The sequence below is a fragment of the Cerasibacillus quisquiliarum genome (assembly GCF_014202495.1).
Classification (GTDB): domain Bacteria; phylum Bacillota; class Bacilli; order Bacillales; family Amphibacillaceae; genus Cerasibacillus; species Cerasibacillus quisquiliarum.
This window is the reverse complement of record NZ_JACHHA010000002.1, coordinates 348540-357547: the sequence shown is the minus strand read 5'-3', so window position 1 is coordinate 357547 and position 9008 is coordinate 348540. Positions and strand designations below refer to the sequence as shown.

Here is a 9008-nt window from a genome sequence, read left to right as displayed (position 1 = left end):
TACTCAAATAACCATAAAAAGGCGTGGGGCCTACACTTTTTTAGTGTAAGCTCCCACGCCTTAGTTTTTATTTACTGGGGTTTTGTCCCAGCCTCTTGTATAGTTTGACAATACGTTTCAAGATCTTTATTACAGTAAAGTGTAAGGCATGTTATTTTTACACGTTTTTGATAAAATAGGTATTATCCCCATAGTAGAAGGAGTCGGTGTAAAGATGAAAATCGGGGTACCTAAAGAGATAATGAATCATGAGAATCGTGTGGCGATGACACCGGCTGGCGTTGTTAGTTTAAAAAATGCCGGTCATGAAGTGTTAATTGAAGCAGGTGCAGGCTTAGGATCTGGATTTACTGATGAACAGTATAGTGAAGTTGGTGCTACAATTGTAGCTACAAGTAAGGAAGCTTGGGAAACAGATTTCGTTATGAAAGTTAAAGAACCTTTACCTGAAGAGTATGAACATCTTAAAGAAGGGCAAATAATTTTTACATACTTCCATTTAGCTAACGAAGCACGTTTAACGAGAGAACTTTTAGAAAAAAAAGTGACAGCTATTGCCTATGAAACCGTTCAACTTCCAAATCGTGCATTACCTTTGTTAACCCCAATGAGTGAGGTTGCAGGAAGAATGGCAACACAAATAGGGGCACAATTTTTAGAAAAAACATACGGTGGTAAAGGTGTTTTATTAGCTGGCATACCAGGTGTTAAACGTGCGAAGGTGACTGTCATCGGTGGTGGAGTAGTTGGAACGAATGCAGCTAAAGTGGCGGTTGGACTTGGAGCAGATGTCACAATTATTGACTTAAATCCAGACCGTTTAAGACAATTGGATGATATTTTTGGTTCATCCTTAAAAACAGTCATGTCAAATCCAATGAACATTGCAGAAGCAGTATCAGAATCAGATCTTGTCATTGGAGCTGTACTTATTCCTGGATCACGTGCACCGAAGTTAGTGACTGAAGAAATGGTTAAGCAAATGTCAGAAGGCTCAGTGATTATTGATGTTGCAATTGACCAAGGAGGAATCGTTGAAACGAGTGATAGGGTGACAACTCATGATAACCCAACATACACTAAACACGGTGTCATCCATTATTCCGTTGCGAATATGCCTGGTGCTGTACCTCGTACGTCAACAATAGGTTTAACAAATGTCACAATTCCTTACGCATTACAAATAGCGAATAAAGGTTTCGTAGGAGCTGTTTTAAGTGATGATTCTTTATTAAAAGGAGTTAACACATATAATGGCCATGTGACATACCAAGCAGTAGCTGAGTCACATGGACTCGCATATAAAGATATTAGAGGCTTGTTAAACAATTAATATGTGTTATAAGAGAGCTTAACTCAAATTATGAACAAAGGGATTGAATCAACTTATATGACTGATTCAATTCTTTTTTACTAGGCTTTGTCCAATTTCTTTCCTGCACTATACGAACTTTTAAAAAATAATCCCTACAACTTAGATAGTGACTTGTACACTCACCTTCCATTTTTTGATTTGTAAATGAACATCATATTATGATTTGTTTTTTTAATTGAAACAAATTACCTATCTATTTCGTATGTCCTATTGACGAACCAAATCATTAAAAGGAGGAATATAGATGTTTAAATTTTTCAAAAGAATGAAAACAGTTGTTGCTTCAGAATTAAATGCAATGCTTGATAAAGCAGAAGATCCAGTAAAAATGCTTGATCAATTTATGCGTGATATGGGTGAAGATATTAAAGATGCAGAAAAGAGAGTGGCTAAGCAAATCGCTAATGAGAAAATCTTAGCAAAAAAACTTGAAAATACAAAGGCAATGGTTGAAAAACGTCAACAGCAAGCTGAGCAAGCAGTTGATGCAGGTAATGATGATTTAGCACGTCGCGCCTTAGCGGATAAAAAAGAATACGAAAATCAAGTTACTTTACTAACAGAATCCTATGAAAAAGCTAAAGCCGATTCAGAAGTATTGAAAAATAAGCTTAGTGAAATGAAGCGTGAATATCAACAGATGAGATTGAAGAAAGATTCTTTAAAAGCACGTGCAGAGTCTGCTAAAACAAGAACGAAAATCAATCGGACGATGTCATCCATCGGTGGAGACGATTCAAGACTTGGCTTTGAGCGAATGGAAGAAAAAGTATTGCAATATGAAGCAGAAGCGGAAACGACGGAAGATTTATCAATACAAAGCCGCACATTAGACGATGAATTTGCTGAATTAAATTCCGAAGTTGATGATGAATTAGCCGCTTTAAAAAGAAAAATGGGAAAAGAATAATCAATGTGTAAAAGGATCATCTCCCATCTTGGTAAGTGATCCTTTTACTTTTTTTAATTAATTGAAACATCGGCTAATAAATAGCCGATATTTATTTACATTTTTGGTTTATTTGATGTATGGTTAAAGTAATATCATATCAAGGGAGAGATGAATGATGAAAATTTCATATCATGGACATTCTGTTGTAAGAGTTGTAACAGAAACACATACGATCTTAATTGATCCATTTATTAATGGAAATAAGTTATGCGACCTTGATGCGAATACTGTAGAAGCGGATGTGATTTTATTAACACATGGTCATAATGATCATGTAGGTGATACAGTAGAAATCGCTAAACGCAATGATGCTCTCGTTATTGCTCCAAATGAATTAGCTGTATATCTTGGCTTAAAAGGTGTTAAGACACATCCGATGAATTTAGGTGGCGCCTATGATTTTGATTTTGGGCGTGTTAAATTTACACATGCTTTTCACGGCTCATCATATCAAGAAGAGGATAATACTTTTGTATACACAGGGATGCCAGGTGGTATATTGTTGACGATTGAAGATAAAACTTTATATCATTTAGGTGATACAGCTCTTTTCTCTGATTTAAAAATGTATGGTGAATTAAATGATATTGATGTCGCGTTTATTCCAATAGGTGATAATTTTACGATGGGACCAGAAGACGCTTTAATTGCTGCTGATTGGGTAAAAGCAAAAATCGTCGTTCCGATTCATTACAATACATTCCCTGTCATTGAACAGGACGCACAAGCATTTGCAAAAAAGGTAAGAACGGGAAAAGGTATGGCAATGAAAGCTGGCGACGTATTTGAACTATAAAATAGAATATGAGCGAATTTAGAGATTTCCTATTCATGGAAGTCTCTTTTTCATTATTTTTATTTAATTTTGAAAAAAACATTGCAATATCTACTATAGCATGTCAAACATATCATATTTGTGAATGATATACATTATGAATTAATTTAATGAAATAAAAGCATGTGCTTACAGAGAGATACTTGTTATTTATTGTCATCAGTTTACGACTCTTATTTGTTTTGTGATATCTGTCCAGTCGTAGAAGCGCCTTATATTATAACTGTATAAACTGCAATCTGATTACGATAATATTCTTCATATTGGACATTTACATTCTGATACTACGAAGTAACATTAGTTATGCTCGCTATGTATTGTGAAAAATAAAATAAAAGAAAAGGTTCAATCAACTATGCCACATTCAATTTTTTACTTGTCCTTATTACAGGCATTGTTACTTTTTGCTGCTATCAATTGTGTCAAATTTCGTTATTATATTTGAGCAATTTATTGTTATACTAGCGATTTTATTGTATCGCTTTAATCATTATGCTTACAATGTTCACAGACATTATAGAAATGCATTAGATGAAAACATTTTTTAGGAAGTAATGCCAAACGTAATTTGCAAAAATATTAATTGGTACCAAACTATTTATTTTATTAAAATGGGATAGAACAAACATGATTAATAAACGAAAGAGATATCGAAAAAACCAAAAAGGTTTGACTTTAATCGTAATAAGTACCTCGTCGCCCACATGGGACTATAATAAAAAGGATGTGAAACAATGGAATTCCTACTTTATCTTTTTCTATTCGGTCTTATTCTCGGTTCGTTCTATAATGTAGTTGGAATCCGTTTAGCAAATGGTGAATCGATTGTCACACCACGTTCGCATTGTCCCAGTTGTCATCATCAACTGACGGCGTGGGAATTAATTCCGGTTTTTTCGTATATTTATCAACGCGGAAAATGTAAAACATGTGGAATGACTATATCTATTAAATATCCTTTATTCGAATGTGTTACGGCTACTCTTTTTACGATTTCACCATTAATGGTGGGATGGTCAAAGGAGTTGCTTATCGCTCTATTACTTATTTCACTCGTCATCATTATTACGATTTCGGATTTAGAAAAGATGATTATTCCGAATAAAGTACTGCTGTTCTTTTCTATTATTATGATAATTTTACGCCTTTTCATCCAAACTGAACCATGGTGGAATGCATATGTAGCGGCAATGATCGGGTTTTTATTACTTTTTATCATCGCTATTGTTAGTAAAGGTGGTATGGGCGGTGGTGATGTAAAACTTTTCTTTGTCATTGGTTTGTTTGTCGGGATAAAAGGAGTCTTTTTCACTTTGTTTTTTGCTTCGTTATTCGGATTAATTTATGGACTAATTATGATGGTAAAACAAAGATTACAGCGCAAACAACCGATTCCATTCGGTCCGTTTATCGGCATAGCATCATTACTCGTCTATTTTATGAAGGAACAATTAAGTATTTTCTTAGATTGGTTATACTATGTATCTATATAAAGCAGTTCGCTTCATTTATAAACTATGTTTTACTTTTTATGTTGGACGTATTTTGTTTAAAAGATAAGGAGAGCAATTTTTAGCATTAGGTTAACAATTAATAAGACTTCACTTCGTGTAAAATAAGGAATCATAAAAAAATCTCTATCTCATATACTATGGTATGAATTGTGAGGAGGGATTTTTTGCGACATTACGCTGTATTACGCTTATTATTAGCCTGTTTTTTCTTATATTTTGCTTGGCCAGTTATTCCACTCGCTTCAACTGAACTTGAAAAAATTTTCTGGGGAGCATGGCTTTTGTTTTTAGTACTTGTAATTGGTGCTAATTTATCTACCCTTTTACAATTATCAGACCCACCAATTATGGAACAGGAACAATATATTAAGGATAGATTGTATAAGGATTGAGCTTTTTGTTTGTCAACTGTATACTAGTTAGTAGATATAATATTAGCACAGTTGAAAGCTGGTGTTTTAATGACGAAACATGAACAAATCATACAACATATTACTTCTTTACCAGTTGGTGAAAAAATTTCAGTCCGATTAATTGCTCGTACGATGGATGTGAGTGAAGGGACGGCTTATCGTGCTATAAAGGAAGCTGAAAACCAAGGTCTTGTTAGCACGATTGAACGTGTAGGAACGATTCGGATAGAGAAGAAGCGGAAGGAGTACTTTGAACAACTCACATTTGCTGAAGTGATCAATATTGTTGATGGACAAGTTCTTGGTGGCCGAGATGGTCTACACAAAAAATTGAATAAGTTTGTTATTGGAGCAATGCAGCTTGACGCAATGGCGCGCTATACAGAGCAGGATTCATTATTAATAGTCGGTAATCGAGTAGATGCTCAAGAGTTAGCCTTAAAAGACGGAGCCGCAGTTTTGATAACAGGTGGTTTTGATACAACAGATGAAATAAAGAAATTAGCAGATGAGAAGGAACTTCCACTCTTGTCGACGAGTTATGACACATTTACAGTCGCATCGATGATCAATCGAGCAATTTATGACCAGCTAATAAAAAAAGAAATCGTTTTTGTTGGAGATATTTTGACGCCATTTGATGAGACACATTTTTTAAATGTTAAGGATTATGTGAGTGACTGGTATGCATTAAATCAAAAAACAAAACATACACGATTTCCAGTGCTTGATTCGAACAATCGAGTCGTAGGAATGGTCACATCACGTGATATCATCGGTCATGATCCTGATATTTTTCTTGAACGAGTCATGACAAAGAAGCCGCTTGTCGTTCAAGAAAAAACATCTCTTGCTTATGTCGCTCATATGATGGTGTGGGAAGGGATACAATTAGTCCCTGTAGTAGATCAAGCGAATACAATTCAAGGGATTGTATCACGGCAAGATGTTATCCAAGCGCTCCAACAAATTCAACGTCAGCCACAAATTGGTGAAACGATAGATGATATTATTACAAAAAACATTCAGGTAGGGGAAGAGAAGTCGACCTTTAAAATAAAAATACTCCCACAAATGACGAATCAATTAGGAACTTTATCAAATGGTGTTTTTACATTGCTTGTAACTGAAGCGTCTAGTCGTCTATTACATGATTTACAAAAAGGTGATTTAGTCGTAGAGAATCTATCTGTCTTTTTCTTTAAGCCAGTTCCAATCGATAGTGAAATCATCATTAAGCCACGCCTTTTAGATGCAGGGAGAATGTATGCTAAGATTGATGTAGATGTCTTTTGTAAGAAACAACTTGTAGGAAAAGCACTTGTCATGGCACAGATTATGGATAAATAATATTTAGGAAGGATTCGCAATATTTTGCGAATCCTTTAATATAATTCATTAAATAAATCATACAAAAAAGTCCAAACAAATAGAAACTAGTAACTGACAATAGTATGAATTGTTATCATAAGAAAAAGCAGAGAACTTGTTCCTCTGCTTTATTTTAAAAATATATTCGTCGCTATTATCAACCTTCTGGATTTAAACGACGCCATTCATTTTTATAATGTTTAGCGACTCTAAAACCGTGAATGATTTGTGCGCCGCCAATTAATATAAAGACAATTCCAATGAAGAGTGATATCTTTGTTTGATAGAATAAGTATTGGTTGATACCGAAAGTAAAAATAAAAATACCGAGACACGAATGAGCTCTGCCATTAAAATATTTTTGTGTGAGAATATCTTTAGTTTTCAGTATCGCTACCTTATAATATATATATAATACAATTGAAATAACGATTAGTATTGGAAAAATAACACCCATATGATCGACTCCTAATGTTCATATTCTATCGTCTATTGTATCGTGTTTTTCATTACTTTTCCAGAAAGATAATAGAGAGGGAGACAATAAATGCCAAAAAAATTAATTACTGAGCTGATTCGTTCATATGAAACGATTATTATACATAGACATGTACGACCAGATCCAGATGCACTTGGCTCTCAAGGTGCTTTAAAGCAGATTATCCAACATTCATTTCCAGAAAAGAATGTTTATGCCGTTGGTCAAGATGATCCTGCTTATACATTTTTATTAGAAATGGATAAGATTCCAGATGATATTTTTCAAGGAGCATTGATTATTATATGTGATACGGCTAACACTGGAAGAATCGATGATGAACGGTATCAACTCGGTGAAAAAATGATTAAAATCGATCATCATCCAAATGTTGATTCATATGGTGATGTTGAGTGGGTTGATACACATGCGAGTTCAACATCAGAACTAATTTATGAATGGTATCGAGAAGCGACTGAGTATGGTTTTCAGATGACAAAAGAAGCAGCACGTTTACTTTATGCAGGAATTGTAGGCGATACTGGGAGATTTCTCTTTCCTAGTACGACAGAAAAAACATTTGCTTATGTGAGAGAACTTGTCAGATATGATTTTGACCGTGAAAGTTTATATGAGGAAATGTATCGTGTAAAAGAAAATGTGGCTCGTTTGAAAGGTCATATTTTACAAACTTTCACATTAACTGACTCAGGTGCTAGTTTTATTAAATTGACGAAAGATGATTTGGACAAATTCGGTATCACAGCTCTAGAAACAGGGCAAATTGTAGGCACATTGGGTGAGATTGACGGAATTGTTGCATGGGCGATATTTGTTGAGGAAGAGGACAATATCCGTGTTCGCTTACGTTCTAAAGGACCTGTTATTAATAAAATAGCTGCTAAATATAATGGTGGTGGTCATCCTTTAGCTTCAGGAGCTACTATTAAGCATTGGGATGAAGCTGAATCTGTTAAGAAAGACATAGAAGCTGCTTGCCGTGACTATTTAAATAATAAGTGAACAGGCCTAAATATCTTCGATTATTCTAATAAATGATTTGTAACAAAATGCAGTCTAAATATGGACTGCATTTTTATTGTTTCTGTTATCTAGAAAATGTATAGCATTGCTTTAAAAAATATAACATTCACTACATGTCATTTCATCAAAAATGCTTCAACTTCAACTTTAACTTGTTTAGATATAATCAGTTTGACGACTTCAAAACGGTATTGTATATCATTTAATTTGAAACGCTTATTTTCAATCGTGGCGATTAATAAATCATCGCTATCGGATAATTGTTGAATAGGTTTGCCGATTAATGAATCGATTTCTTCTTTTATTAGTTCGACGAGTTGGTGAACGAGAAGAGAATCGAGCTTTAATTCTTTTGGGTTGGTAATATTGATTTTTATCGTTTCGACTATAGAAGGTTTTTCTAAGTCTTCGTTAATTTCTAGCAATGCTTGATTTTGCTTTTTGACATCTTGGATTTCTGATTCAAGGGCAATGTTTTTCTCTACTAATTGTTCATACATTTCGCTATACATATAAATGAAAATTAAATAAGCCACGATTCCACCAATAATCATTCCGACAAAAATGTATTGCCATGCCTTATCTTTAAAGTAAGGAGGAATATGCATTAACTAACATCCTCTTGGATAAACCAACTCATGATTAACATACCTGATTTAACGCCACCCATAGCAGAGACAATTAATAAAATCTGTTTAAAAATATCTAAGGACGACCCGTCAAGGGCTTTTTCAAAATTACTAATGGCATCGAATGTGCCACCAATTGCAGAAACAATTGCCCAAATACGTAACTTCTTGGCAATATGACTAATTGCATGAAAAGGAGGTTCTCCAGTAGCGAAAGCACCAACACTACCAATGATACTACCTCCAACGATAACACCGAATGCAATAAAGAAACATTGAATAAATGATGAAAAAAAACTTTCCTCCACTAGGCGACACTCCTTTTCCTCTCGTCTACAAGTATTGTATGACGCTTTCGGACAAGTTATGTTTTTTTACTTAAGGGAAATTCGTTATA

The 9008-nt window shown here is 34.4% G+C and carries 10 protein-coding genes; 7 read left to right on the top strand and 3 right to left on the bottom strand.

Annotated features, from left to right (window positions below):
* Positions 1-214: 214 nt before the first annotated feature.
* The 6 genes from ald (at position 215) to HNQ35_RS04520 (ending at position 6439) form a co-directional block, all read left to right on the top strand.
* Positions 215-1333, top strand: a complete 1119-nt coding sequence (ald, locus tag HNQ35_RS04545) for an alanine dehydrogenase (protein ID WP_146937794.1) — start codon at positions 215-217, stop codon at positions 1331-1333.
* A gap of 286 nt (positions 1334-1619) precedes the next feature.
* Positions 1620-2285: a PspA/IM30 family protein gene (locus HNQ35_RS04540; protein WP_146937792.1), complete on the top strand. Its 666-nt coding sequence runs from the start codon at positions 1620-1622 to the stop codon at positions 2283-2285.
* Between the two features lie 157 nt (positions 2286-2442).
* Positions 2443-3123 carry a metal-dependent hydrolase gene (locus HNQ35_RS04535; protein ID WP_146937790.1) on the top strand — a complete coding sequence of 227 codons (681 nt, stop codon included), beginning with the start codon at positions 2443-2445 and terminating at the stop codon, positions 3121-3123.
* 773 nt (positions 3124-3896) lie between these two features.
* Positions 3897-4655, top strand: coding sequence for a prepilin peptidase (locus HNQ35_RS04530; RefSeq protein WP_146937788.1), 759 nt, complete (start codon positions 3897-3899; stop codon positions 4653-4655).
* 185 nt (positions 4656-4840) lie between these two features.
* The gene (locus HNQ35_RS04525) at positions 4841-5068 is read left to right on the top strand and encodes a hypothetical protein (protein ID WP_146937786.1); all 228 of its coding nucleotides are present in this window, start codon (positions 4841-4843) and stop codon (positions 5066-5068) included.
* A 69-nt stretch (positions 5069-5137) separates the two neighbouring features.
* Complete coding sequence (locus HNQ35_RS04520; RefSeq protein ID WP_146937784.1) at positions 5138-6439, top strand: DRTGG domain-containing protein; 1302 nt, start codon at positions 5138-5140, stop codon at positions 6437-6439.
* A gap of 178 nt (positions 6440-6617) precedes the next feature.
* Here HNQ35_RS04520 and HNQ35_RS04515 read toward each other — a convergent pair whose 3' ends face one another.
* Positions 6618-6917, bottom strand: coding sequence for a YtpI family protein (locus tag HNQ35_RS04515; RefSeq protein ID WP_146937782.1), 300 nt, complete (start codon positions 6915-6917; stop codon positions 6618-6620).
* A gap of 90 nt (positions 6918-7007) precedes the next feature.
* Here HNQ35_RS04515 and HNQ35_RS04510 point away from each other — a divergent pair, with 90 nt between their 5' ends.
* Positions 7008-7961, top strand: a complete 954-nt coding sequence (locus HNQ35_RS04510; RefSeq protein WP_146937780.1) for a DHH family phosphoesterase — start codon at positions 7008-7010, stop codon at positions 7959-7961.
* A gap of 137 nt (positions 7962-8098) precedes the next feature.
* Here HNQ35_RS04510 and ytrI read toward each other — a convergent pair whose 3' ends face one another.
* Positions 8099-8590, bottom strand: coding sequence for a sporulation membrane protein YtrI (gene ytrI / locus HNQ35_RS04505; protein WP_146937778.1), 492 nt, complete (start codon positions 8588-8590; stop codon positions 8099-8101).
* Positions 8590-8919 (bottom strand): sporulation membrane protein YtrH, encoded by a 330-nt coding sequence (ytrH, locus tag HNQ35_RS04500; RefSeq protein ID WP_146937776.1) that lies wholly within the window; start codon positions 8917-8919, stop codon positions 8590-8592. Before ytrH ends, ytrI begins: the two co-directional genes overlap by 1 nt.
* Between the last annotated feature and the right edge of the window lie 89 nt (positions 8920-9008).

Coding starts and splice junctions, on each gene's coding strand:
- ald (WP_146937794.1), top strand. CDS start 215: ATGAAAATCGGGGTACCTAAAGAGATAATGAATCATGAGAATCGTGTG.
- HNQ35_RS04540 (WP_146937792.1), top strand. CDS start 1,620: ATGTTTAAATTTTTCAAAAGAATGAAAACAGTTGTTGCTTCAGAATTA.
- HNQ35_RS04535 (WP_146937790.1), top strand. CDS start 2,443: ATGAAAATTTCATATCATGGACATTCTGTTGTAAGAGTTGTAACAGAA.
- HNQ35_RS04530 (WP_146937788.1), top strand. CDS start 3,897: ATGGAATTCCTACTTTATCTTTTTCTATTCGGTCTTATTCTCGGTTCG.
- HNQ35_RS04520 (WP_146937784.1), top strand. CDS start 5,138: ATGACGAAACATGAACAAATCATACAACATATTACTTCTTTACCAGTT.
- HNQ35_RS04515 (WP_146937782.1), bottom strand. CDS start 6,917: ATGGGTGTTATTTTTCCAATACTAATCGTTATTTCAATTGTATTATAT.
- HNQ35_RS04510 (WP_146937780.1), top strand. CDS start 7,008: ATGCCAAAAAAATTAATTACTGAGCTGATTCGTTCATATGAAACGATT.
- ytrI (WP_146937778.1), bottom strand. CDS start 8,590: ATGCATATTCCTCCTTACTTTAAAGATAAGGCATGGCAATACATTTTT.